Origin of the sequence: Streptomyces yokosukanensis (assembly GCF_001514035.1) — a bacterium.
GTDB classification, from domain to species: domain Bacteria; phylum Actinomycetota; class Actinomycetes; order Streptomycetales; family Streptomycetaceae; genus Streptomyces; species Streptomyces yokosukanensis.
In genome coordinates, this window is sequence record NZ_KQ948223.1 from 135,343 (window position 1) to 160,782 (window position 25,440).

At 73.0% G+C, this 25,440-nt stretch carries 9 protein-coding genes; 2 read left to right on the forward strand and 7 right to left on the reverse strand.

Annotation, left to right across the window (positions count from 1 at the left end; genetic code table 11):
* Nucleotides 1-3 precede the first annotated feature (3 nt).
* Nucleotides 4-17,337, reverse strand: coding sequence for a type I polyketide synthase (locus tag AQI95_RS49290; RefSeq protein WP_279617038.1), 17,334 nt, complete (start codon nucleotides 17,335-17,337; stop codon nucleotides 4-6).
* A 32-nt stretch (nucleotides 17,338-17,369) separates the two neighbouring features.
* A complete protein-coding gene (locus AQI95_RS34980) occupies nucleotides 17,370-18,563 on the reverse strand; it encodes a cytochrome P450 (RefSeq protein WP_067133572.1) in 1,194 nt (397 codons plus the stop codon).
* A gap of 459 nt (nucleotides 18,564-19,022) precedes the next feature.
* Between AQI95_RS34980 and AQI95_RS34985 the strand changes: the two genes are divergently transcribed.
* On the forward strand, nucleotides 19,023-20,255 hold the full coding sequence (locus AQI95_RS34985; protein WP_067133670.1) for an acyltransferase family protein: 1,233 nt from the start codon (nucleotides 19,023-19,025) through the stop codon (nucleotides 20,253-20,255).
* Nucleotides 20,256-20,449: 194 nt separating this feature from the next.
* On the forward strand, nucleotides 20,450-21,637 hold the full coding sequence (locus AQI95_RS34990; protein WP_067133575.1) for a cytochrome P450: 1,188 nt from the start codon (nucleotides 20,450-20,452) through the stop codon (nucleotides 21,635-21,637).
* A gap of 63 nt (nucleotides 21,638-21,700) precedes the next feature.
* On the opposite strand, the gene AQI95_RS34995 is transcribed toward AQI95_RS34990, so the two are convergent.
* The 5 genes from AQI95_RS34995 to AQI95_RS35015 all read right to left on the reverse strand — a co-directional run.
* Nucleotides 21,701-22,264, reverse strand: coding sequence for an NADPH-dependent FMN reductase (locus AQI95_RS34995; protein WP_067133577.1), 564 nt, complete (start codon nucleotides 22,262-22,264; stop codon nucleotides 21,701-21,703).
* A 201-nt stretch (nucleotides 22,265-22,465) separates the two neighbouring features.
* Nucleotides 22,466-23,473: a Gfo/Idh/MocA family protein gene (locus AQI95_RS35000; protein WP_067133580.1), complete on the reverse strand. Its 1,008-nt coding sequence runs from the start codon at nucleotides 23,471-23,473 to the stop codon at nucleotides 22,466-22,468.
* Nucleotides 23,470-24,456, reverse strand: coding sequence for a Gfo/Idh/MocA family protein (locus AQI95_RS35005; RefSeq protein ID WP_067133583.1), 987 nt, complete (start codon nucleotides 24,454-24,456; stop codon nucleotides 23,470-23,472). The genes AQI95_RS35000 and AQI95_RS35005 overlap by 4 nt, the downstream gene beginning before the upstream one ends.
* A gap of 248 nt (nucleotides 24,457-24,704) precedes the next feature.
* On the reverse strand, nucleotides 24,705-25,106 hold the full coding sequence (locus AQI95_RS35010) for a DUF6009 family protein (RefSeq protein WP_067133586.1): 402 nt from the start codon (nucleotides 25,104-25,106) through the stop codon (nucleotides 24,705-24,707).
* On the reverse strand, nucleotides 25,103-25,440 hold a 338-nt coding region (locus AQI95_RS35015), incomplete at its 5' end, for a primase-like DNA-binding domain-containing protein (RefSeq protein ID WP_244188941.1). The genes AQI95_RS35010 and AQI95_RS35015, both read right to left, overlap by 4 nt.

Genomic DNA, 25,440 nt, shown 5'->3' on the forward strand with positions numbered 1-25,440 from the left:
TGGTCAGCTCGCCTTGCCCAGGGCCCGTTGCACCAGGCCGGCCAGGTCCATCGCATCGATCAGTTCCTCGGCGTCGGCGGTCGCCGACGCCCCGGCAGCCGACGCGTCCGCGTCCGGCTTCTCGTCGCCCTCGTCCCGGCCCTCGCCCTCGTCGGCGAGGCCCAGCAGGGTCTCCAGGACACCGGCCTCCTTGAACCGGGCGAACGGAACGGAGGCCAGGACCCTCCTGAGGTCGTCCTCACGCGCGTCCGGACCGTCGTCGGGCTCCCGCAGGAGCTCTGCGCGCAACAGGCCGACCAGCGCCTCCGGGGTGGGGTAGTCGAAGATCAGCGTGGCGGGCAGCCGCAGTCCGGTGGCCGCGCCCAGGCTGTTGCGCAGGTTCACCGCGGCCAGCGAGTCGAAACCGACCTCCTGGAACGCCTGGCGCGCACCGATGCCCTCCGCACCGCCGTGGCCGAGGACCGTCGAGGCGTGGCCGCGCACCAGGCGCAGCAGGATGCGGTTCTGCTCGGCTTCGGAGACCGCCCGCAGGGAGTCCGCGAGGGACGAGGCGGCGTCGCTGTTCTCGCTGTCGCGCTGTGCCGCCTGGAGCACCGCCTTCGCCTCGGGCAGGTCGGCGAAGAGCGGGCTGGTGCGGACCGAGGTGAACGCGGGGATGAAGGCACCCCAGTCCATGTCGGCCACCGTCACGAACTTCTCGTTGCCCCGCACCGCCTGCACCAGCGCGGTGACCGCCAGCTGCGGGGCCATGGGCAGCACGCCGCGGCGGCGCAGCTGGGCGAGGGCCGCCTCGTCCATGCCCACGCCGATCTGGTCGAGGGCGCCCCAGGCGAGCGACGTCGCCCTCAGCCCTCGGGCGCGGCGCCACTCGACGAGGGCGTCCAGGACGGCGTTGGCCGCCGCGGACGGACCCTGCCCGCCGCCGCCCCACACACCGGCGATCGAGGAGAACACCACGAACGCGTCGAGCGGCGTGTCCTCGAACTGCTCGTCCAGCCACAGGGCGGTGTCCACCTTGGCCGCGAACACCTCGACGAGATCGGCCACTTCGGTGTCGTCGATGGTGCTGCTCTGGGTGATGTCGGCGGCGTGCACCACCGCGGTGAACGGCTGTTCCGCCGCGGACAGCAGGGCCGCGACGGCGTCCCGGTCCGCGTCCGCACAGGACTCCACCGCCGTGTCGACGCCGAGCGCTGCCAGCTCGGCCCGCAGCGCGGGCACGGCCTCGTCGGGGGCGTGCGCGGTGGTGGTGATGACGAGCCGCTCGGCACCGGCGAGCGCGAGCCACACCGCGACATGCCTGCCGAGTCCTTCGGCGCCGCCGGTCACGAGGACGGTGCCCCGGGGCTGCCAGCGGGTGTCGACGGACGTCGCCTCCGGCACGGGCTTGCGGACCAGCCGACGGCTGTAGACGCCCGAGCGCCGTACCGCGAGCTGGTCGTCGCCCGCGGCGCCGTTGAGCACGCCGAGCAGATACTGGGCCGTACGCGCGTCCGTCCTCGCGGGCAGGTCGACCAACCCGCCCCATCGGTCGAGGCGTTCGAGCGCTGCGGCCCGGCCGAGGCCCCACAGCCCCGCCTGGGCGGGCGAGGTGAGGGTGTCGTGGATGCCGATGTTCACCGCGCCCCTGGTCAGGCACCACAGGGGCACGGTGACATTGCCGTCCGCCAGGGCCTGGACCAGTGCGAGTGCCGACGCCGTGACCGCGAGCGGGTCCTGCGGGCCGCCGGCCGCCTGGAGGGCGAGCAGCGAGAGCACTCCGCTCACGTCGTGTTCGGCGAGGACACCGGCCAGCCGCTCGGCGAGCCGCTGCCGCGTACGGTCGTCCTCGCCGACCTCGAGCCGGACCATGCCGAGCCCCTGACCGCTCAGTTCCTGAAGGAGAGCGTCGATCGCGGTGTCGTCCGCGCGCTCGGACGGTACGACGACCAGCCACCGCCCGCTCGGCACCCCGGCGGCTTCGCGTTCCAGCGGCTGCCAGGTGATGTGATAGCGCAGCTTCTCCGCGGTCGACTGCTCACGTCGTTTGCCGCGCCACTGGGCGAGGACGGGCACGACCGTGCTCAGCGCGGTGCGCTCGTCGGCCGACGCCGTCTCCAACAGTTCGGTGAGCGAGTCCAGATCGGCGTGCTCGACCGCCTGCCAGAAGTCGGAGTCCGCGCCCTCGGAGGCCTCGGCGGCCGCGTCGGCCACGTCCGCCTCCTTGAGCCAGTAGCGCTGGCGGTCGAAGGCGTACGTCGGCAGGTCCACGCCCGCCGACGCGGTTCCGGCGGGCAGGACGCCCGACCAGTCCACGGGGACACCGCGCACGAACACCTCGGCCATCGAGGCCAGCAGACGGCGCAGCCCGCCGTCCTGGCGGCGCAGCGAACCGGTCACCACCGCGTCCACGTCACCCTCGGCGTCGTAGACGGTCTCGGTGATCGGCTGGACGAGGACCGGGTGGGCACTGATCTCCACGAAAGCCTTGTGGCCCTGCCGGATCAGCTCCGCCACGGCCGGGCCGAAACCGACCTGACCACGCAGGTTCCGATACCAGTAGCCGCCGTCCAGAACCCCGGCGTCCTGCACCCAACCACCCGTCACCGTCGAGTAGAAGGGGATCGTCGGCGCCTGGGCCTCGATGCCGGAGAGTGTGTCGGCCAGCGCCTCCCGGATGTCCCCCACGTGACGCGTGTGCGAGGCGTAGTCCACCGCCACGCGACGCACCCGCACGCCCGCGTCCGAGAGCGATTGAAGGGCCTCGTCCAGCGCCTGCGCGTCACCCGCGACCACCACCGACGACGGGCCGTTGACCGCAGCCACCTCGACCCGATCCGACCAAGACTCCAGCCGTCCGAGCGCCTCGGCCTCGCTCAGCGCAACGGACGCCATGCCGCCACGCCCGGCCAACCGCTCACGGATCGCCTGACTGCGCAACGCCACCACCCGGGCCGCGTCCTCCAACGACAACGCACCCGACACACACGCAGCAGCGATCTCACCCTGCGAATGACCCACCACCGCATCCGGACGAACCCCGACCGAGGACCAGACAGCGGCAAGACCCACCATCACCGCGAAACTGGCGGGCTGCACCACATCCACCCGCTCCAGCAGCTCCGGCCCGGCCTCCCCGCGCAACACATCGACCAGCGACCAGTCGATCCACGGCTCCAACGCCGCCGCACACTCCACGATCCGCTCCGCGAACACCGGAGACGAATCAATCAACTCCCGGCCCATACCCACCCACTGGGAACCCTGGCCCGGGAACACCCACACCACCTTGCCCGGCGCGCCAGAACCGGCACCGCCGACCACCAGGTTGGACGCGCTGTCGCCGCGGGCCAGCGCCTGGAGGCCGGCGAGCGCGTCCGCGTCCGAGTCGGCGACCACCACCGCACGCTCGCTCAGCAGCGCCCGGTCGGAGACCAGCGCCCCGGCCACCGACGCCAGCGACACCCGACCCGCGTCCTCCATGAACGCGGCCAGACGACCGGCCTGGCCCGCCAGCGAACCGGCGCTGCGCGCCGACACCACCAGCGGCACCGCACCACCCGGCACCGGCTCGTCCGAGCCAGGTGTCGCCTCCTCCTCGGGCGCCTCCTCCAGGATCAGATGCGCGTTGGTCCCGCTCGCGCCGAACGAGGAGACGCCTGCCCGGCGCGGCCGACCGTCGCGCGGCCAGTGCCGGGCCTCGGTCAGCAGCTGAACCGCGCCCGCCGACCAGTCCACCTGTGTCGTCGGCTCGTCCACGTGCAGGGTCGCCGGAAGCGTCTCGTGCCGCAGCGCCTGCACCATCTTGATCACACCGGCCACGCCGGCAGCGGCCTGCGTGTGCCCGATGTTCGACTTCAACGAGCCCAGCCACAACGGCTTCTGCGGGTCCCGGCCCTGCCCGTACGTCGCCAGCAGCGCCTGCGCCTCGATCGGGTCGCCCAGAGCCGTACCCGTACCGTGCGCCTCCACCACGTCCACGTCCGCAGGCCCCAGGCCCGCATGGGCGAGCGCCCTGCGGATCACCCGCTGCTGCGAGGGCCCGTTCGGAGCCGTGAGACCGTTGGACGCGCCGTCCTGGTTGACGGCGCTGCCGCGCAGCACGGCCAGGACCTTGTGGCCGCGTTCCCGCGCCACGGACAGGCGCTCCAGGACCACGACACCCACGCCCTCGGACCAGCCCGTACCGTCGGCCGCCGCGGCGAACGCCTTGCAGCGGCCGTCGGCGGACAGGCCCCGCTGACGCGAGAACTCCAGGAAGGCGTCCGGGCTGGCCATGACCGTCGCGCCGCCGGCGAGCGCCATGGAGCACTCGCCCTGCCGCAGCGCCTGCGCCGCCAGGTGCATCGCCACCAGCGACGAGGAGCACGCCGTGTCCACGGTGACCGCCGGGCCCTCGAAGCCGAAGACGTACGACACCCGGCCCGAGGCCACGCTCGCCGCCGTACCAGTCATGAGGTAGCCCTGGGCGTCCTCGGGCACATGGTGGAGCCGGGTCACGTAGTCGTGGTGGACGATCCCGGTGAAGACGCCGATGTCGCTGCCCCGGGTGGACAGCGGGTCGACGCCGGCCCGCTCCAGCGCCTCCCAGGAGGTCTCCAGGAGCAGCCGCTGCTGCGGGTCCATCGCCAGCGCCTCGCGCGGCGAGATCCCGAAGAAGCCCGCGTCGAACAGGCCCGCCTCGTGGAGGAAGCCGCCCGAGCGGGTGTAGCTGGTGCCCGCGTGGTCCGGGTCCGGGTGGTACAGGCCCTCCAGGTCCCAGTCCCGGTCGACCGGGAAGCCGGACACCGCGTCCCGGCGCTCCGTCACGAGCTGCCACAGCTCCTCGGGGCTGTCCGCCCCGCCCGGCAGCCGTGTGCTCATGGCGACGATCGCGATCGGCTCCTCGGAGGCCACCACGGCCGGGGCCGCGACGGACACCTCCTCCTGTTCGCCGAGCAGTTCGGCGCGCAGGTGGCGGACCAGCACCTGAGGGGTGGGGTAGTCGAAGACCAGCGTGGCGGGCAGCTCGATGCCGGTGAAGTCGTGCAGCCGGTTGCGCAGCTTGACCGCGCCGAGCGAGTCGAAACCGAGGCTCTTGAAGGGCTGCTCCGGGGCGAAGTCGAAGGCGTCCGTCTCGCGGTGGCCGAGCACGATCGCGACGCTCTCCTTGACGAGCGCCATCAGCAGCCGGTGCTGTTCCTCGGCCGGGAGCCCGGTCAGGCGTCCGGCGTACGCCTCGCCCGCGCCCTCGCTCCTGGCCACCACGCGCCGGGTCAGGACGCCGCCGGTCGGCTCCGGCGCGTCGCTCGCGGGCGCGATCCGGGTGTCGGCGGCGGCGTCGTACGCGGACGGCGGTACGTGCTGGTGCGCGGCGCCTCCGGGAGCGGTGTCCAGGCTCAGCGGGCCGAGGACGGCGACGGGTTCGCCGGAGGAGTCCGCCAGTTCGACGAGGTGGCGCTCGCCCTCCACCGGAGTGATCCGCAGCCGCAGCGCTGTGGCGCCCTGCGCGTACACCGCCAGCGCGGCGCAGTCGGAAAGGTCACGGGCGTGCCGCCCGGCGCGGATGGGCTCCGTCCCGGAACCCGTGGGCTCGGTCCCGGGACCGGTGGGCTCGGTCCCGGGATCGGTGGGCTCCGCCTCCGTGTGGGTGCGCAGGACGCCCAGCGCGGTGTCGAGGAGCAGCGGGTGCAGGGTGAACTCGGCTGCCTCGTCGGCGAGTTCGTCCGGCAGCGCGATCTCGGCGAAGGTCCGTCCGTCCTGCTGCCACACGCGGTGCGCGCCTGGCAGGGCCGCGGCACCGTCCGTGGGCGGCGCCCAGGTCCGCAGGTCGAAGGCCGGCTGTGGCATTCCGGGGGCGAGGACTGCACGGGCGTGGCACGTCCAGGGCCCCTGCTCCGGGTCGAGGGGGCGGCCGTGGACGGCCGCGCGGCGGCGCCCGTCCGGGTCCGAGCCGTCGACCGTGACCCGTATCTGGGTGTGGCCGTGCTCGGGGACCGTCAACGGCTCCTCGACCACGATCCGTTCGAGGCCTCCGCAGCCCACCTCGTCGCCGGCCCTGAGGATCATCTCCAGCAGGGCGGCGGCCGGGACCCCGGTGGTGCCGTCGGCCGCCGTGGCCGCGCCGAGCAGGCCCCGGCCGCGCGGCGACAGGCGTCCGGTGAGGACGACGCCGCCGGTGCCGTCGTCGCCGGGCACCTCGACGACGGTGCCGAGCAGCGGGTGCCGGGCGCCGGCGGTACCGAGGGCTTCGGCACCGCCCGCCGAGGCGGCGTCGGTCTCGACCCAGTACCGCTGGTGCTGGAAGGCGTAGGTGGGCAGCTCGGTCCCGGTCGCGGGCCCGGTCGCGGTGGCCGGGCGGCCGAGGACGGCCGGCCAGTCCAGGTCCACTCCGCGTACGTGCAGTTGCGCGAGTGCCGCAAGGACGTCGGCGGGCTCGGTGCCGTCCTTGCGGAGGGTGGCGACGCAGCCGTCCTCCCGGACGCCGGGCGTGCCGAGCGCCATGGCGGCGAGGACGCCGCCGGGGCCCACCTCCAGGAAGGTCGTCACGCCCTGCTCGACGAGCGCGGTGAGGGCGTCGCCGAACCGCACCGCGTGGCGTGCCTGGTCGACCCAGTAGCCGGGGGTGGCGAGCTGTCCGTCCCGGGCGGCCTCACCGGTCAGGGTGGAGACGACGGGGACGGTGCCCGGCCGGTACGACAGGCGCTCCGCGACCGTGCGGAACTCCTCCAGCACGGGCTCCATCAGCGGCGAGTGGAAGGCGTGGCTGACGGTCAGCCTGCGCGTCTTGCGGCCCCGTTCGGCGAGTTCGGCGGCGACGGCGAGCACGGCGTCCTCGGCGCCGGACAGGACCAGCGCGTCGGGGCCGTTGACCGCCGCGACGCAGACCGTTCCCGGCGCCGTCGCGAGCAAGGGCGCGAGTTCGGCCTCGGTGGCCTGGACGGCGACCATGGCGCCGCCTTCGGGCAGGGCCTGCATCAACCGGCCGCGTGCGGCGACGAGTTCGGCGGCCTGGTCCAGGTCGAGGACTCCGCAGACGTGCGCGGCGGTGATCTCACCGATCGAGTGCCCGGCGAGCACGTCCGGTCGCACGCCCCAGGATGCGAAGAGCCGGAACAGCGCGGTCTCCAGCGCGAACAGGGCGCCCTGGGTGTACATGGTGCGGTCGAGCAGCTCGCCGTCGGGCGATCCCGGCGCGGCGAGGACGACGTCGCGCAGCGGGCGCTCCGCGTGCCCGCGCAGGTGTGTGTCCACGGCCGAGCACGCGGCGGCGAAGGCGTCCCGGAAGACCGGGAAGGCCTCGGCGAGTCCGCGGCCCATGCCCGCCCACTGGCTGCCCTGGCCGGTGAAGAGGACGGCCAGTCTGCCCGTGGTCGGGGTGCCGGTGACGACCGTGGGGCTCGCCGCTCCCTGCGCGCAGGCGGTGAGATCGGCGCGCAGCCGGTCCCGGTCGGAGGCCAGGACGACGGTGCGGTGGTCGAGTTGGGCGCGGGCGGTGGCGAGGGCGTGGGCGGTGTCGGGGAGGGGGACGTCGGGCCGGTCGTCGAGGAAGCGGGCGAGTCGGTCGGCCTGGCCGCGCAGTCCGGCCGCCGTCCGCGCGGACACCGGCACGGGCACGGGCACAGACACAGGCACGGGTACGGGCTCAGGGTCGGGCACGGGCACGGAGGCGTCCGACGGCCGCGGCGCGGGCTCCGGCGCGGTGGGCGCCGGTTCGTCGGGTGCTTCTTCGACGATGACGTGCGCGTTGGTGCCGCCGATGCCGAAGGAGGACACTCCGGCGCGGCGCGGACGGCCGTCGCGCGACCACTCGCGCGCCTCGGTCAGCAGCTCGACGGCTCCGGCCGACCAGTCGACGTGGGTGGAGGGCCGGTCGACGTGCAGGGTCCGGGGCAGGACGCCGTGCCGCATCGCCATGACCATCTTGATCACACCGGCGACACCCGCGGCGGCCTGGGTGTGGCCGAGGTTCGACTTCACCGAGCCGAGCCACAGCGGCCGCTGCGGGTCCCGGCCCTGTCCGTAGGTCGCGAGCAGCGCCTCCGCCTCGATCGGGTCGCCGAGCGTCGTGCCCGTGCCGTGCGCCTCCACGGCGTCCACGTCCGCCGTCGACAGTCCGGCGTGGGCCAGGGCCTTGCGGATCACCCGCTGCTGCGAGGGCCCGTTCGGAGCCGTGAGGCCGTTGGACGCGCCGTCCTGGTTCACCGCGCTGCCGCGGACGACCGCCAGGACCTTGTGCCCGTGCCGGCGGGCGTCCGAGAGCCGCTCCACCAGGAGCAGCCCGGCACCCTCGGACCAGCCGGTGCCGTCCGCGCCGTCCGCGAACGCCTTGCAGCGGCCGTCGGGCGCGAGGCCGCGCTGCCGGGAGAACTCGACGAACGTCTCCACGGTGCCCATCACCATCACACCGCCGGCCAGGGCCATGGTGCATTCGCCGCGGTTGAGGGCCTGCGCCGCCATGTGCAGGGCCACCAGCGAGGAGGAGCAGGCCGTGTCGACCGTGATGGCGGGGCCTTCGAGGCCGAGGTGGTAGGCGATGCGGCCGGAGGTGACGCTGGCCGAGCCGCCGGTGAGGCGGAACCCCTCGACGCCGGACGCCTGGTGCATGCGCAGGCTGTAGTCGTGGCTGTTGACGCCGACGAACACGCCGACGTCCTGTCCGGCCAGGGTCGTCGGGTCGATCGCGGCCCGCTCGAAGGCCTCCCACGAGGTCTCCAGGAGCAGTCGCTGCTGCGGGTCCATCGCGAGCGCCTCGTTGGGCGAGATCCCGAAGAAGGCGGCGTCGAATCCGGCGGCGTCGTCGAGGAAGGCGCCGTGGCGCACATAGGTGGTGCCGACGTGGTCGGGGTCCGGGTCGAAGAGCCGGTCGGTGTCCCAGCCGCGGTCGTCGGGGAACTCGGTGACGGCGTCGACGCCGTCGGCCACCACGCGCCACAGGTCCTCCGGGCTGTGCACCCCGGCGGGGAAGCGGCAGGCCATCGCCACGATGGCGATCGGCTCGTCGTCCGTCCCGGAACCGGCGGCGGGGGCGGGGGCGGCGGGCTCGTCCGTGTGCCGCGGCGCCTCGCCGAGGAGCCTGGTGCGCAGTTCCTCGGCGAGCAGCTCCGGCTTCGGATAGTCGAAGGCGACCGCCGGGGAGAGGGTGACACCGGTCGCGGCGGCGAGCCGGTTGCGCAGTTCCACCGCGGTCAGCGAGTCGAACCCGGCGTACTTGAAGGACCGGTCGGCGCGTACGGCGTCGGCGGAGCTGTGTCCCAGGACCTCGGCGGCGTGCCGCCGCACCAGGCCGAGCAGGGCCTCGGTCTGCTCGGTGCGGCTCAGCGGGGCGAGGCGCTCGGCCAGGGACGCGGCCCCGGACGAGGCGCCGGCCACCCGGGCCGTCGGCCGCGGGGCGGGCGCGAGAGCGCGCAGCAGGGCCGGTACGGGAGCGTCGGCCGCCGACCGCCGCAGGGCCGTCACGTCGAACTTCGCGGCGACCAGCGTGCCGTCCGTGCCCGGTTCGCCGGTCAGGGCGGCGTCCAGGAGGGCCATGCCCTCGGCGGCGGTGAGCCCGGCCATGCCGATGCGCTGGTTGCGCCGCAGGTCCGCGGCGCCCAGGTGCCCGGTCATGGCGCTGACCGTCGACCAGTAGCCCCAGGCGAGGGACACGGCCGGCAGGCCGAGCCGGTGCCGCTGCCGCGCCAGGGCGTCCAGGCAGGCGTTGGCGGCTGCGTAGTTGCCCTGCCCGGGGTTGCCGAGGACGCCCGCCGCCGAGGAGAAGAGCACGAACGCGGCGAGGTCCAGGTCCCGGGTCAGCTCGTGCAGATGCAGGGCCGCGTCCAGCTTGGGCCGCAGTACGGTGTCGACGCGCTCCGGGGTCAGCTCGGTGAGCACCCCGTCGTCCAGGACCCCGGCGGAGTGCACGACGGCGGTCAGCGGATGCTCGGCCGGTATCTCCCGCAGCAGCGCCTCCAGTTGGGCCCGGTCCGAGGTGTCGCAGGCGGCGACGGTGACGGTCGCGCCGAGCGCGGTCAGCTCCTCGCGCAGCCGGGGGGCGCCGCCGCGGCGGCCGGCCAGGACCAGACGGCGGACGCCGTGCGCGGTGACCAGGTGCCGCGCCGTCAGCGCACCGAGCGTTCCGGTGCCGCCGGTGATCAGTACGGTGCCCTCGGGATCGAGGGGACGCGGGTGCGGCCCGGCTTCGGGGACCACGGCCGCCACGCGTGCGAGGCGCGGCACCTCGGCGACACCGTCACGCACCCTCACCTGCGGTTCGCCGCTCAGGACGACGGCCGGCAGGGCGGAGCGGGACTCGTCGTCGAGGTCCACGAGGACGATCCGGTCCGGGTGCTCCGACTGCGCCGAGCGCACCAGACCCCACACCGCGGCCGCGTCGAGCCGGTCACCGTCCCCGGTGACCACGACCAGCCGGGTCTCCGCCAGGGCGGGCTCCGTCAGCCACGCCCGGAGGACGGCGAGCGCCGCGCCGACCGCCGCACGGGGGTCGCCCTGGATGGGCGCGGCCTGGGCGTCGTACAGCAGGATCTCGGGGGCGGGTCCGTCCGTCCCGGCCGAGGCGGCGACGTCCTCGCCGCTCGCGACCGACACCATGGCGAGAGCCCCGTCCACGGCGGGAAGCGGCACCCGCGTCCAGTCGACGCGGAACAGGGAGTCGTGCGGCAACGCCCCGACGATTCCGGCCTGTTCGGGCGAGAACGGTGTTCCGCGCACGCCCTCCACCGTCATGACGGGCTGCCCCGTGGGGTCGCTCAGCAGCAGGGGCGTACCGCCCTGCGCCGACGCAGCGCCCCGGCGCACCCGCAGTGCGGCGGCGCCCGACGCGAGGAGGGACACACCGGTCCACACGGACGGGAGCATGCCGTCCGGTACGACCGTACGGACGGCGGCGTCGAGGAGCGCCGGGTGGACCCCGTAGCGCTCCGCGTCACGCTCGGCGGCACCGTCCAGGGCGACCTCGGTCACCTCGGTGACCTTGCTGCCCTCGGTGTCCGGCGCGGGCAGTTCGCGGGGAGCTGCGGGCACCAGCGTGCCGTGCGCGTGCCGCGTCCACTCCGCGTCCAACGGTGCGTCCCCGGCGCGGGAGTAGATCTCCACCGGCCGCCGCAGCGCCTCGTCGGGCTCGCCCACGACGACCTGGACGCCACGGCTGCCGAGCTGCGGCAGCACGACAGGCGCGTCGACGGTCAGTGTGTCGAGGACGGGGGCGCAGGCGAGGTCGCCGAGCCGGATGGCCAGGTCGACCAGGGCGGCGTTCGGCACGACGACCGCATCGGCCAGGAGGTGGTCGGAGAGCCAGGGATGCGACGTGAGGGACCACCGCGACGTGGCCATGAGCCCGCCCGAGCCCGGCATGCTGACGACCGCCCCGAGGAGGGGGTGATCGGTTCCGGCGAGCCCGAGGGAGGTCACGTCGGTGGCGGTCGCGGCCCGCTGGAGCCAGTAGTGCTTGTGCTCGAAGGCGTACGTCGGCAGGTCCACGCCCGCCGATGGGGTTCCGGCGGGCAGGACGCCCGACCAGTCCACGGGGACACCGCGCACGAACACCTCGGCCATCGAGGCCAGCAGACGACGCAGCCCGCCGTCCTGGCGGCGCAGCGAACCGGTCACCACCGCGTCCACGTCACCCTCGGCGTCGTAGACGGTCTCGGTGATCGGCTGGACGAGGACCGGGTGGGCACTGATCTCGACGAAGGCGCCATGTCCCTGGCGGATCAGCTCGGCGACGGCCGGGCCGAACCCGACCTGACCACGCAGGTTGCGATACCAGTAGCCGCCGTCCAGGACACCGGCGTCCCGAACCCAGGAACCGGTGACCGTGGAGAAGAAGGGGATCGTCGGCGCCTGGGCCTCGATACCGGAGAGTGTGTCGGCCAACGCCTCCCGGATGTCCTCCACATGACGGGTGTGCGAGGCGTAGTCCACCGCCACGCGACGCACCCGCACGCCCGCGTCCGAGAGCGATTGAAGGGCCTCGTCCAGCGCCTGCGCGTCACCCGCGACCACCACCGACGACGGGCCGTTGACCGCAGCCACCTCGACCCGATCCGACCAAGACTCCAGCCGCCCGAGCGCCTCGGCCTCGCTCAGCGCAACGGACGCCATGCCGCCACGCCCGGCCAACCGCTCACGGATCGCCTGACTGCGCAACGCCACGACCTTCGCCGCGTCCTCCAACGACAACGCACCCGACACACACGCAGCAGCGATCTCACCCTGCGAATGACCCACCACCGCATCCGGACGAACCCCGACCGAGGACCAGACAGCGGCAAGACCCACCATCACCGCGAAACTGGCGGGCTGCACCACATCCACCCGCTCCAACAGCTCCGGCTGGGCCTCCCCGCGCAGCACATCGACCAGCGACCAGTCGATCCACGGCTCCAACGCCGCCGCACACTCCGCGATCCGCTCGGCGAACACCGGAGACGACTCCAGCAACTCCCGGCCCATGCCCACCCACTGCGAGCCCTGGCCCGGGAACACCCACACCACCTTGCCCGGCGACCCCGAACCGGAGACCACACCGGCGGCGGCCTCGCCCTGGGCGAGCGCCCGCAGCCCCGCCAGCGCCTCCTCGTCCGAACCGGCCACCACCACCGCACGCTCGCTCAGCACCGCACGGCCGGAGACCAGCGCCCCGGCCACCGACGCCAGCGACACCCGACCGGCGTCCTCGATGAACGCGGCGAGCCGCTCCGCCTGGCCCGCCAGGGACAACTCGCTGCGCGCCGACACCACCAACGGCACCACACCACCCGGCACCGGCTCGCCCGAGCCAGGTGTCGCCGCCTCCTCGGGCGCCTCCTCCAGGATCAGATGCGCGTTGGTCCCGCTGACGCCGAACGCGGACACGCCCGCACGGCGCGGACGACCCACACGCGACCACTCCCGCGCCTCGGTCAGCAGCTCTACCGCACCCGCCGACCAGTCCACCTGTGTCGTCGGCTCGTCCACGTGCAGGGTCGCCGGAAGCGTCTCGTGCCGCAGCGCCTGCACCATCTTGATCACACCAGCCACACCAGCAGCGGCCTGCGTGTGCCCGATGTTCGACTTCAACGACCCCAGCCACAAAGGCTGTTGGGGATCACGGCCCTTCCCGTACGTCGCCAGCAGCGCCTGCGCCTCGATCGGGTCGCCCAGAGCCGTACCCGTACCGTGCGCCTCCACCACGTCCACATCCGCAGGCCCCAGGCCCGCATGGGCGAGCGCCCTGCGGATCACCCGCTGCTGCGACAGGCCGTTGGGCGCGGTCAAGCCGTTGGACGCGCCGTCCTGGTTCACCGCGCTGCCCCGCAGCACAGCGAGCACCCGGTGCCCGCGTTCCCGCGCCACCGACAGGCGCTCCAGGACCACGACACCCACGCCCTCGGACCAGCCCGTACCGTCGGCCGCCGCGGCGAACGCCTTGCAGCGGCCGTCGGCGGACAGGCCGCGCTGACGCGAGAACTCCACGAAATGGTCGGGGGTCGCCATCACCGCGACGCCGCCGGCCAGCGCCATGGAGCACTCGCCCTGCCGCAGCGCCTGCGCCGCCAGGTGCATCGCCACCAGCGACGACGAGCACGCCGTGTCCACCGACACGGCCGGGCCCTCGAAGCCGAACACGTACGACACCCGGCCCGAGGCCACGCTGGACGCCAGTCCCGTGGTCGCGAAGCCCTCCAGCTCCGGCGTGGCCGCACCGGTCCCGTACCCCTGGCCGAACAGCCCGGTGAACACGCCGACGTCGGCGCCCTTCAGCGAGTCCGGGTCGATGCCCGCCCGCTCCAGCGCCTCCCAGGAGGTCTCCAGCAGAAGTCGCTGCTGCGGGTCCATCGCCAGCGCCTCGCGCGGCGAGATCCCGAAGAAGCCCGGATCGAACAGGCCCGCCTCGTGGAGGAAGCCGCCCGAGCGGGTGTAGCTGGTGCCCGCGTGGTCCGGGTCCGGGTGGTACAGGCCCTCCAGGTCCCAGCCGCGGTCGGTGGGGAAGTCGGAGACGGCGTCGATGCCGTCGGCGACGAGCTGCCACAGCTCCTCGGGCGAGGAGACTCCGCCCGGCAGCCGGCAGGCCATGCCGACGATGGCGAGGGGTTCGTCGGGGTCGGCGGCCATGACCGTCTCGGTGGCCGGTGCGGGCCTCGGGCCTTCGAGGATCTCGGACCGCAGGAAGGCCGCGAGGGCCGACGGGGTGGGGTGGTCGAAGGCGATCGTGGTGGGCAGGCGCAGTCCGGTCTGCTCGGTCAGCCGGTCGCGCAGTGCGACGACGCCCTTCGAGGTGAAGCCCAGCTCGTGGAAGGGGCGGTCGGCCGCGACCGGTTCGGAGCCCGGCTGCTGCAGTACGTCGGCGGCCTGCGTGCGGACCAGGTCTTCGAGCAGGGCCAGCCGCGCGCGCTCCTCCATTGCGCACAGCCGTTCGCGCAGGGCTGCCGTGACGGCCGCGTCCGGGTCGCCGGACCGAGTGGGTTCCTCGCTCAAGGAGCGCAGGATCGCGGGCACTTGGGCGCTCTGTGCCGGTGCGCCGGGCAGTACGGCCAGCGGTGACGGGGGGTTCGTCGTCAGGGCGACGTCGAAGGCGGAGAGCAGATCCTGAGGCAGCGCGCCCGCACCCTCGCTCCCCGGTCCGTGGCCGTCGCCCTCTTCGGGCCGTCCGCCCCAGGCGAGGGACGAGCCGGGCAGGTGCCGCAGTCGGCGGTTGTGCGCCACGGCGTCGCCGAGGAGCGCGTCGACGGCCGCGGCCGGGTCGTCGGGGGAGCCCAGCAGCCCGGCGGCCCCGGTCGACACCACGACGAAGGCGCGGAGGTCGTCCCCTGCCGTCATGTGGTCGAGCAGCAGGGCCAGTTCGGGGGCGTCGGCGGCGTGCACCACCGCGGTCACCGGGTGGCGCAGGTCGGCCAGGGCGTCCCGCAGCGGCTCCGGTCGGGCCGCGTCGGCGGTGACCCGCAGGACGCACGTCCCGGCGAAGGCCAGTTCGTCGCCGGGGGCGGTGCCGGGGGTCGTGCCGGGGGCGCCGGGCGCGCTGACGAGGAGCAGGTTCTTCGCCCGGTGGACGGTGGCGAGGCGGTGGGCGAGTGCCGCGCCGTGCTCGGTGTCCGCTCCGGTGACGACCACGGTGCCGGTGCCGGTGCCGGTGGCTGCGGGCCAGGAGTCCGTCTGCGGGCGGTCGTCGACCGGCAGGTGCTTCAGCCGGGGCACCAGCAGACCGGCCGGGCGTACGGCGATCTGGGGTTCGCCGGAGGCGAGCGCCGCCACCAGGGCGCCCGGGGAGGCCAGGGTGTCCGGGTCGTCCGGCACGTCCACGACGGTGGGTGCCTGCGGCCGGGCCCGCTGGTAGGAGCGCACGACGGCCCAGAGCGGAGCCTCGGCGAGTTGCTGGACGCCGTCCGCCGCGTCGGCCGCGACGGCGCCGCGCGTGAGGATCACCAGCTTTGCAGCCGCCAGTTCCGGTCGTGCCAGCCAGGCGTCCAGGTCCTCGGCCAGGCGCCGGGCCCGGCCGCGCCCCACGCCGATCGCGTCCGGGGTCGTGTCGTGCCGGTCCGCCGCGTCGGCCGTCCCGTCGGCCGTCCCGTCGCCCGTCGCTGTGGCCGTCGCGCCGCCCGCCGCCGTGGCCGCGGGCAGCAGGACCGTCACGTCCGCGACCGGCTCGCCGTCGGCCACGGCGGCGCGCACCGCCGCCAGGTCCGCGTAGTGGCGCACCTGGGCGCCCGCCGCTGCCAGGGCGTCGGCGAGCCCGGCCGTCCCGGCGCCGGCGAGCGCCCAACTCCCCATCGTGGCCATGGTGTTGTCGGGTGCCGGTACCCGGATCCAGTCGACGTGCGTCAGTGTGTCGTGGTGTCCGCTCGCGGCGTACCGCAGGCGGCCCGGCTGCTCGGCCAGCAGGCGTCGCTTGACCTTGCCGGACGCGGTACGGGGGATCTCCGTGACCTCGTGGATCCGCTCCGGCACCTTGTAGGCGGAGAGCCGCTCGCGGCAGCGGGCGACCAGCGGGGCGGGGTCGAACCCGGTCGGGCCGGGGATCACGTACGCGACCGGTACCTCGCCGAGCGTCGCGTGCGGTGCGCCGGCGACGGCCACGTCCGCGACGCCCTCGACGGTGCGCAGGACCGCCTCGATCTCCTCGGGGTGGATGTTCTCGCCGCCGCGGATGACGAGTTCCTTGATCCGGCCGCGGATGGTGAAGTAGCCGGCCTCGTCGCGCCGGGCCAGGTCTCCGGTCCGGAACCAGCCGTCCCGGATCGCGGCGGCGGTCGCCTCGGGGCTGTTGTGGTAGCCGACCATGACGTTCGGCCCACTGACCCAGACCTCCCCCTCCTGCCCCGTGGGGACGTCGGCGCCCGTGGTGGGGTCGACGATGCGGACGTCGACGCCCGGCACGGGCAGTCCGCAGGAGCCGTCGACCCGGGCGCCGTCCGGCGGGTTCATGGTGATGGCGCCGCAGGTCTCGGTGCTGCCGTAGGCATCGACCAGCGGGACCCCGAAGGTCTCCTCGAAGTCGCGGCGCAGACCGGATCCGGTGACCGCGCCGCCGACCAGGCCGATGCGCAGGTCCGGCGCGCGGAAGCCGCTGTGCCGGGCGGCCGTCACCAGGTGGTGGTAGGTGGTGGGGACGCCGGCCAGGAACGTCGTGCCGTCCTCGCGCAGCACCCGTATGACGTCCTCGGCGGAGCTGCCGTCCATGAGCCGGGCGGTGGCGCCGGCGACGGTGACGGACAGCACGCAGGCGATGTGCGAGAGGCTGTGGAAGAGCGGCAGCGGCCACAGCACCCGGTCCCGGTCCGTGAGCCCCGGGATGGGGACGTAGCAGGAGGCGACGGACCACAGGCAGTTGGCCTGCGTCGACAGCACGCCCTTGGGCCGGCCGGTGGTCCCGGACGTGTAGAACATCCAGGCCACGTCGTCGAGGGCGAGGTCGTCCCTGGCGGGCGCGGACGGCTCGGTGTCGGCGAGTTCGTCGTACGCGTGGACCGCCGACCCGTCGCGGAGGCCTTCCGGGACCTCGCCGGTCACGAGGAGCACGGTTGCGGGCGCCGGCCCCGGCGCGCCCCTGAAGCGCTCCGCCCGTGCGGCGTCGGTGACGACGAGCGTGGCGCCGCTGTCGGCGAGGAGGTACTCCAGCTCGGCCGGTGCCGAGGCGGGGTTGAGCGGCACCCCGATGCCTCCGGCGCGCACGATCGCCAGGTAGCTCTCCACGGTAGACACCGTGTTGCCGAGGCAGATGGCCACGCGGTCGCCGCGCTCGACGCCGAGGTGCGCCAGATGTCCGGCCAGCCGGCGCGTCCGTGCCTCGAGGTCCCCGTAGGTGACCGCCCGCCGGTCGTCCGCGAATGCGACCTTGTCGGGGAATCGGCTCGCGTTCTCCAGGAGTGCGACGGGCAGGGGCTTCATGAGGTCGGTGCGCACGGTGCCGCAGGTCCTTTCGGAGAAGACGGAGTTCACCAGGAGACGGGCAGACTCTTCACCGCGAAGACGGACCCCTTGAGCCGTAGTGGCACCTCTTCGAAGTCGACGGCGAGGCCGAGGTCGGGAAAGGCGCGGAGCAGGGCGGAGAGACCGGCGCGCAGTTCGACGCGGGCCAGGTTCTGGCCGAGGCACTGGTGGATGCCGAAACCGAACGCCATGTGACCGGAGGTCTCACGGTCGATGTTCAGCTCGGCCGGGCACGCGAATCTCGCCGGGTCACGGTTGGCCGCGGGCAGGGAAACCGTGATGCTGTCGCCCTTCTTGACCGTCTCACCTGCCAGTTCGAGGTCTTCGAGGGCGGTGCGGTACGTGTCGTACTGGTTGACGGTGAGGTAGCGCAGGAGTTCCTCGATCGTGGCGTCCAGCTTCGAGGGGTCCGCGCGGAGCGCCGCCAGCTGGTCGGCGTGGTGCAGGAGCGCGAACACGCCGACGGCGAGGGCGCTCTCGGTGGTCTCGTAGCCCGCGAAGAGGAGCAGCGTGACCATGTTGCACAGCTCTTCGTCGGTCAGCTGCCCGCCGGCGATGAGCCGGCTGATGAGGTCGTCCTCGGGCTCCTTGTGCCTGCGCTCGACGACCTCGGCGAAGAAGGCGACCGCCTGCCCCATGGCGGCGGCGGCCTCCTGCGGGTCCGCGTCCGAGTCGTGCAGCAGCGTGGGTGCGTGGCCGTAGCGGTCGACTTCGCTGTAGGGCAGGCCGACGAACTCGGACAGGACGCGCAGGGACAGCGGCTTGGCGAAGGTCGTCACGAGGTCCGCGGGCGAGCCGTGGTCGCGCATGACGTCGAGCTGCTCGGCGGCCACGGCCTCCGCGCGCGGCAGGAGCAGGTTCGCCCGGCGGGCGGTGAACTCGCCGGTGAGCAGCCGCCGGTAGCGGGTGTGGTCCGGCGGATCCATGTGGATGAACATCCCGGGGATCTTCGGATGGTTGGGCATCACCTGCCCGCGGTGCGTCACCGGGAAGTGGCCGATCTCGGTGCTGTGGCTGAACCTCGGGTCGCTGAGGACTTTGCGCACCAGTTCGTAGCTGGAGACGATCCAGCCGACGTGTCCGTCGGGATACACCATCCTCGCGAGCGGCCGTTCCTCGCGCAGCGCGTCAAATATCGCCGGGGGATCGAACTGATGGGTACGCGCCCAGGGCTCCTCGAAGGAGATTGCGTCGCTCATGAAATCCTTCCCCAATCAGGGAAACGCCCGCTTGGCCGTCAAGAATTGAGATTGGCATGTGCGTCCTGGCAGTGGCTTTCACACCGTCGCGACGACGCCGTCCATCCGGTATCTCCTGGGGAGAGATTAAGCGAGCGGTTTCGGGACGACATCCCCAGGACTGGTAGGGGGCTGCGACTTCAAGCCGGGCACGAGCGAACGGCGAAGCACTTCTCCGCCCGCCCGGAGGCTGCGCCACGGAGGCTTGAATTCGAATCCAGCCGTGCTCGGAGTTCTTTCCAGTGCGCTCGGAATTTCTTTCCTGCGGATCATCGGTATTCGCGCGCTACCACACCGTCCCGGCCACTCCGGGAACCGTCGATCCGCACTCATCCCTCCTTCGAGCACACGGCGCGGTAATTGAGCCCACGCGCCGGCCGCTCAGCAGGCCCCGCCCCTGACCGAAAGGCAGTCATGCTCATGCCAGACATAACCGCCGCTTCGTCCGCCGGCGACCCACCGCGGCACCGGGCCTCGCTGCCCTCGCTCACCGGCCTCAGGTTCATCGCGGCACTGCTGGTGTTCCTCACCCACAGCACGGTGCTCGCCAATCCCCTGCAGCCGACGGCGCAGGTCAGCTTCTTCGCCGACCACGACATCGCCAAGCCCCTGGCCGACTTCGCCGGCAAGGCGGGGGCCATCGGCGTGTCCTTCTTCTTCGTGCTCAGCGGCTTCGTCCTGACATGGTCGGCGACGCCCGGCGACAGGCCCACGGCCTTCTGGCGCCGACGCGGCCTGAAGATCTACCCCAACCACATCGTGACCTGGGCACTGGCGATGTGGCTGTTCGCCTCCAGCCAGCCCGTACACGCCTGGCTGTCGAACCTCTTCCTGGTCCACGCCTTCAGCAACCGGCTCGAAAACCTCCAGAGCGTCAACTGGCCCGCCTGGTCGCTCTGTTCGGAGCTGCTCTTCTACGCGCTGTTCCCCCTGCTCATCGTCCTGGTACGGCGGATCGCGGAGCGCCGGCTGTGGCTGTGGGCGGCCGGTGCGGTCGCGGGCGTCGTGGCCATGGCGGCGGTGACGAAACTCGTCCCCGGCGGGCTCGACACCGGGCACGGCCTGACCCTCAACCAGTACTGGTTCAGCTACATGTTCCCGCCGCCGCGCCTGTTCGAGTTCGGCCTCGGCATGATCCTCGCCCGCATCGTCGCGGCGGGCCTGTGGCCGCGCATCGGCCTGCTGCCCTCGGCCGTCCTGTTCGCCGGTGGGTACTGGCTCGCGAACGAGACCCCGCCGCCGTACTACTTCAGCGCCACCACGATCGTCCCGATCGCCATGCTCATCTGCGCCGCGGCCTCGTCGGACCTGCGGGGCGGCAGCGGCTGGCTCCGCAGCCGGACCATGGTGTGGCTGGGCAAGGTCTCCTTCGCCTTCTACATGGTCCAGGTCCTGGTGGTCTTCTACGGCCGCCGCGAGGTGCTGGGCGCGCACACCTACGGCTTCCTCCCCGCTCTCGGGCTCTACCTCGCCCTGTTCCTGGCGAACCTGCTGGCCGCCGCGCTGCTGTACGGCCTGGTCGAGCAGCCGGTGATGCGCCGCCTCGGCCGCCGCGGGAAGCGGCCCGCACACGACGTACCGGCGACAGCGACAGCAGCGGCGGCGGCACGCGGCACGACGCCCACGTCCGTGCCGACCGGCGAACTCGGCTGAGGGACACCCCGCACCTGCTGCGGCGAGGCGGGCGCGGTCGCACACGCACACAGAACCTGTGCGACCGCGCGGCGGGGCTCGGCCCGACCGCCTTCGATCAGCGCTCGAGAAGGCCCCACTACGGTGACCCCCGACCACATGGCTCGTACACCGATTCAGCGGGTGACCCCCTACCGAGCAGAGCGAGGTCCTCCTTGACGCACGAAGTGGCATTCCCCCAGGACCGCACGTGCCCCTACCACCCTCCCGCAGGCTATGAACCACTGCGCGAGGAGCGGCCGTTGACGCGTGTCACGCTGTTCGACGGCCGCCCGGCATGGGCGGTGACCGGGCACGACGTGGCCCGCCGGCTCCTCGCCGACCCGCGTCTGTCCAGCGACCGCACGCACAAGGACTTCCCATCGCCCACGGCGCGCGGCGCGACGGTCCGCGGCCAGCGCCTCCCCCTCGTCGGCGTCGACGACCCGGAGCACAACGCCCAGCGCCGCAAGCTCATCCCCAGCTTCTCGTCCAAGCGGATCACCGCGCTGCGCCCCCGGATCCAGCAGACGGTGGACCAGCTCCTCGACTCCCTCGCCGAACAGGGACCGCCCGCCGACCTGGTGACCACGTTCGCCTTCCCGCTGCCGGCCATCGTGATCTGCGCCCTGCTCGGCGCCCCCTACGCCGACGCCGGCTTCTTCGAGGAGCAGTCCCGACGGCTCACGCTCGGGCAGCGGCCCGAGGAGGTCGAGCAGGGCCGGGCCGAGCTGAACGACTACTTCCACAAGCTGGTAGAGAGCCAGTGGCAGGATCCCGGGGACGGCCTGATCGGCGACCTGGTGCGGGAGCAGCGCGCGACGGGCTCGGGCGACCGCCAGGAACTGGTCATGCTGGCGAGCGTGCTGCTCGTCGGAGGCTTCGAGACCACGGCCAACATGATCTCCCTCGGTACGTTCACGCTGCTCCAGCACCCGCAAAAGCTCGCCGAGTTACTGGCCGACCAGACGCTGATGCCGTCCGTGGTCGACGAGTTGCTGCGCTTCACCTCCATCGCGGACATCATGCTGCGCATGGCGACGACGGACATCGAGATCGCGGGGCACACCATCCGCGCCGGTGACGGCATCGTCTTCCCGCTGTCCCTCATCAACCGCGACGCCGACGTCTACGAGGAGCCCGATCGGCTCGACTGGCACCGCACCGTCCGCCACCACGTCGCCTTCGGCTTCGGCATCCACCAGTGCCTCGGACAGAACCTGGCCCGCGCCGAACTCGAGATCGCCCTGTGGACGCTGTTCCAGCGGCTGCCGAAGCTGGCCCTCGCGGCGCCCCCGCACGAGATTCCCTTCAAGCCGGGAAGCACGATCCAGGGTCTGATCGAACTCCCTGTCACCTGGTAGCGAGAACGGCGGCGGGCGGTCCACCGCTGACGGACCGCCCGCCGCCGACCAGGCGGAGCCGTGTCAGGCCCGGCGGAGCGGGGCGAGCGCCTCGGTCCAGGTGATCACCTCGGTGAGCAGCTGCTGCAGCGCGACCCCGTGGCGCTCGGTCGGCTTGAACGTCGTGTACTGCTCGAAGTCGGTCGCGAGCGACACATGGACCTGGGTGGGCACGGCCGACAGCTGGACCGCCCCGGCGATGTGCCGCAGGTGGTCGACGGCGCGGGCACCGCTGACCTGGCTGCCGTATCCGACGAAGCCGGCAGCCTTGTTGTTCCACTCGTTGTAGACGAAGTCGATGGCGTTCTTCAGCGCGGCCGGAATCGACCGGTTGTACTCGGGCGTGACGAAGACGAATCCGTCCAGCTCGTCGATCTTGGCGGCCCAGGCGCGGGTGTGGTCGTGCTCGTAGTCGCCCATCCGCGGGGAACGCGACTCGTCGAACAGCGGCAGCGCGTAGTCGGCGATGTCGACGAGCTGGAAGTCCGCGTCCTCGCGCCCACTGGCCGTCTTCTGGACCCACTCCGCGATCTGCGGCCCGACGCGGCCGGGACGGGTGGTGCCGAGGATGATGCCGATGCTGGTCATGCACGTCTCCCGAGTACGAGGTCAAAGGCGAGAATCAAGGTCAAGTGGCAGTGGCAACAGGGTGCCTGAGCCCCCCGGAACCTACGGCGTGAACCGGCCAGGCAGACGCCCGCCACCACGGCCGTACGATCACCGGCCGTACGATCACCGGCCGCGCGGTCACGGCCGCAAGGTCACGGCAGTGACGTCACTGCCGCGCGGTCACGGCTGTACGGTCACCGGCACGGCCAACTCGACGGGCTGGCCGGTGCGTGCCGATGCGCGGGCCGCCTGGATGATCCGCAGCGTACGCAGGGCCGCCGCACCGTCCGGGCCGGCCCCGCTCCCCTGACGGACCGCGGCGACGAACTCGCCGAGCATGACCGCGTACGGGTCGTCCCCGCGCGTCCCCCAGCGTTCGCGGGACGTGGCGGCGTCGAATCCGCCGAGCAGCCGCGGGGCGGCGGTGAACTCCACGCTCGCCCGTTCTCCGATGAAGGTCAGGGCCGGTCCGCCGACGGCCGGCCCGCTGTCGGCCGGGCCCCAGCTGCAGTCGACCGACACGACGGTCCCGTCCGCGTAGCGCACCGTGACCAGTGCCGCGCTCTCCACGCCCGGCTCCGCGCCGAGGACGCTGTTCGACTGCGCGTAGACCTGCTCCGCGGGGATCCCGCCGAGCACCGCGTCCACCATGTCGAACACAGGGGGCGCGTTGGTGCCCAGCGCACCGCTGCGCGCCGCCTCCGCACCGGCCGGGCGGGGCCTGTTGTACGCCCCGTGAACGGCCGTGAGGCCGCCGAGGACCTCACCTTCGGTGATCTCCTTGCGGACGGCGGCGAACGCCGGGCCGAAGCAGGCCGGCGACGCGAAGCTCAGCCGCACACCCGCGTCCTCGCAGGCACGCACCATGGCCCGGGCGTCGGCCTCGTCGACCGCCGGCGGGTGCTCGCACAGCACCTGAGCCCCCGCCCCGGCCGCCCGCTCGACCAGTTCACGGCGGCGGTCGACCTCGCTGGTGACGACCACGGCGTCGGGGCGCAGCGCGAACAGCTCGTCCCAGCTGCCGACGTACCTCGCGCCGAGCCGGCGGGCCGTAGCGCTCCCCCGCGCCGGATCCTCCGCCGCGCCGTCGGGGTCCGCGACGAGCAGCTCCACGTCCGGCATGTCGTGCAGCAGCTGGGCGTATGTCGCGGCGCGCTCATGGGCGAACGACAACACGGCGACCTTCATGCGGCGGCCCCCTTCACGGGCAGTTCGACGGCGCGTCCTGTCCATGCGGACCGTGCCGCGGCTTGGGTGATACGGACGGCGGCCAGTGCGTCGTGGGACACCAGACGCGGCTCGGGTCCGCCCCTCAACGCCTGGGCGAATTCACGGATTTCGGAGGAGAACGGGGATTCCCCGTAGTAGCCGAAGGTCCCGGCCGGGCCGCCGGACACCTGGATCTCCTGGGGCCACTCGGAGTCGTGGACGATCGTCCCGCCCGTGCCCGAGACGTGGTAGGTGACACGAATGGGCGGCTGCGGCGTCGGTGTCCACCGGCTCACCACCTGGCTGAGCGCACCACTGGCGTGCGTCAGAACGGCCGTGCCGACCGCGGCGGTTCCCTGCGGAGCCGGTGCGGCGATCTCCCCCTGGTAGTGGGCGTGCACGCGTACGACGTCCCCGAAGAGCCAGTAGGCGATGTCCACGCCGTGCAGCATCTGATCGGTCAGGATGCCGCCCGACTCCACGGAGGCGTGGCCGGTCCAGGGCCGGGGATGGTACCCGGCCACGGTGAAACGGGCGACCGTGCCCGCGCCCAGCCGTCCCTCGGCCACCAGCTCGTGGAGCCGGGCGAAGGCGGGGGCGAAGCGGATGTCGTGCGCCGGATAGACCGGCACACCGGCCCGCTCGGCCGCGCCGACGATCTCCTCGGCCTCGGTGACGTCGGCGGCGAGCGGCTTCTCGCACACCACCGCCACGTTCTTCGCGATGGCGGCCAGGGCGATGTCCCGGTGGGTGCCCGTCGGCGAGCAGATGTCCACGGCGTCCGCGCCGTCCAGCGCCTCGGCCAGGGAGTCCACGGCCTTGGCTCCGAACTCGGCGGCCAGTTCGGCGGCACGCCCGTCGAGGGAGTGGACACGTACGGACGCCCCGGCGCCGATCCACGCCTCCAGATGCATCCGTGCTATCAGCCCTGCGCCGATCAGTGCTATCTCAAGCTGCCGCATGGCGTCCCCAGCTCTTCTTCCCTAGTGATCGTCTGCACGGGCGAGCCCGACTGCGGGGACCCCGATCCTGAGCCTGTCGCCACCGACCCCCGCAGGCCCACGTGCCGATCAGTCTCACCCGCACCGCCGACCGGGACCATCACCAACGTGGGTAGTCTCAAGCCGGGCGCGTCCGGCAGCCGTCGGAAGCTTCCCTTCCGGGCCCGGGATCACCCGGCCGGCGCGCTCACGCACGACGCTGACCACGCTCACAACGGCAGCGTGATGCCCAGCTCCCGTATCTCCGGCGACTGCGGCCCGCCCTCGGAACGCTCGGTCTTACGGCCCTTGCTGCCCGGTGCCAGCGTGCGCGGGTCGACGGCCTCAGCGGGCGCCCCGGTGGCGTACAGCCCGTCGGGGGCGGTGTCGCGGTCGTGCGGAAGCAGCCAGAACACGCGCCGGCGGAAGGTGCCCGACGAACGGGAGGGCTTGGCCTCCGGCCCGAGCAGCGCATAGCCGACCATGCGCCCGTCACGGTGGTAGGCGGGTTTGCCGCGCCGCGTCGGCAGCCGGTCCAGGCTCTGGCGCACATAGTCGAGCGCGTCCGTGTCCTCCAGCCAGACGAGCTCGACCTCATGGACGAGCTCGGCCTCTGCGATGAGGGCGCTCATGCTGTCTCCTCGTCGGCGACCAGTCCGATGCCCGGGTAGTACTTCCGCTGGTTGGACAGGATCATCTCCTTGGGCGACGCCAGTCCCATCACCTCACGGACCCGGGCCGCGAAGGCCCGGGACGAAACAGCCGGTGCACCTTCATTCTGACACCATGCCCTGTAGGCCGCGTAGAGCTGTGCTTGTTCCGCCCTCAGGCCCGGCTCGATCCGGCAGGTTTCACTCAGGAACCGTCCGGTGTGGTCCTCGGTGTCCGCATAGGCGGTCGTGGCGATCCGGACTCGCTCGGGCCCGGTGAGGTCCTTCTCACCCGCCAGGTAGCGGCGTGCGCCCA